This window comes from Streptomyces ossamyceticus (assembly GCF_001418475.1).
Lineage (GTDB): Bacteria > Actinomycetota > Actinomycetes > Streptomycetales > Streptomycetaceae > Streptomyces > Streptomyces ossamyceticus.
Genome location: NZ_LIQX01000952.1, coordinates 1 through 1,508 on the forward strand (window position 1 = coordinate 1; position 1,508 = coordinate 1,508).

The window sequence follows — 1,508 nt, forward strand, 5'->3', positions numbered from 1 at the left end:
GCGGGAGAACGACGCCCGCGCCGCCGTTGCCGTCGCCGCCGTTGCCCGCGCGGGCGTCGTTCTCCCGCACCGTCTCGACGCCGTCCGCGGTGTCACCGGGTTCGCGGCCCCGACCGAATCGTGCGGAGGGCTTGCGACGGCGCCCGCCGCCCTTGGCCAGACGCCCGGCGGGCTCCGCGGAGCCGCTCCGGCGGCGACGGTCAGGGGAAGGCGTTGCTCTGCGCTCGGTCATGTTCCTTCAGAGTGTGATCAGGTTGTGATCGGATGAGACCCATTCGATCACGAAACGATAACGGATGACCGCCATAGTTCCGAACACGCGCTTGACCTTCACCTTTGGTGAAGCCCCAGCATCGAGAGCGGAACGAGGAACAGTCGGGGCAAGGTGAACCGGCGTACACAAAGGGGGAGTTGTGGCCGAACCCGGAGCCATGCTGACGATCGGCGCGTTCGCGAAGGCGTGCCGGCTGTCACCCAAGGCACTGCGGCTCTACGACGAGTTGGACCTCCTGCGCCCCGCCCGGGTCGACCCGGACACCGGCTACCGCTACTACGCCACCGGGCAGTTGGAGCAGGCCCGGCTGGTGGCGTGGCTGCGCCGCCTGGGCATGCCGCTCGCCCGTATCCGTACGGTGTGCGCGCTGCCGCCCGGCCCCGCGACCCGGGAGATCCGGGCGTACTGGGCCGGCGTCGAGGCCGACACGGCCGCCCGGCGCGAGCTGGCGGCGTTCCTCGTGGACCACCTCACCGACACACCGGGAAGGAACACCACCATGCTGGAACTCCGTTACGCCGCTCTCTCCGACACCGGACGCGTGCGTGCCGCCAACCAGGACACCGCGTACGCCGGTGCCCGCCTCCTCGCCGTGGCCGACGGCTTCGGCCCCGGCGGGGCCCCCGTGAGCACGGCAGCCGTGGAGGCGCTGAAGGCCCTGGAGCGCGAGCCTCTTCCGGCGGGCGACGTACTGAACGTGCTGGAGGACGCCGTACGGAACGCCACGGACGCCGTACGGGAGAGCGCGGCGACCGAGGACGACGGCACCACCCTGACCGCGCTGCTGTGGACCGGCTCCCGGCTCGCCCTCGTCCACATCGGCGACTCCCGTGCGTATCTCCTGCGTGGCGGCGAACTGTTCCGGATCACCCATGACCACACCGTCGTCCAGTCCCTGGTCGACGAGGGCCGGCTGACCCCCGAGGAGGCGACGACCCATCCCCAACCCGCGCTGCTGCTGCGGGCGTTGACGGGCCGCGAGGACACCTCCACCCCGGATGTGCGGCTGCGGGACGCGCACCCCGGCGACCGCTACCTCCTCTGCTCCGACGGCCTCTCCACGGTCGTCCCCGATCCGGACATCCGACGGATCCTCACCTCGTCCGGGACCCCCGCGGCAGCCGTGGACGCCCTCGTCGCCGAGGCGAACGGGGCGGGCGGACCGGACAACGTCAGCTGCGTGGTGGCCGACGTGGTGGAGGGGTGACGACGGCGGCCACCACGCAGCTGACGT

Annotated in this window: 2 protein-coding genes; one reads left to right on the forward strand and one right to left on the reverse strand. The window is 71.8% G+C overall.

All coding sequences use genetic code 11. The features are described 5' to 3' along the window. Positions 1-232: hypothetical protein (locus AOK15_RS40895; RefSeq protein ID WP_420877039.1), on the reverse strand; the 232-nt coding region annotated here is incomplete at its 3' end. Positions 233-431: 199 nt separating this feature from the next. Between AOK15_RS40895 and AOK15_RS40900 the strand changes: the two genes are divergently transcribed. Then, positions 432-1,481, forward strand: coding sequence for a MerR family transcriptional regulator (locus AOK15_RS40900; RefSeq protein WP_055524297.1), 1,050 nt, complete (start codon positions 432-434; stop codon positions 1,479-1,481). The last annotated feature ends 27 nt before the right edge of the window (positions 1,482-1,508 follow it).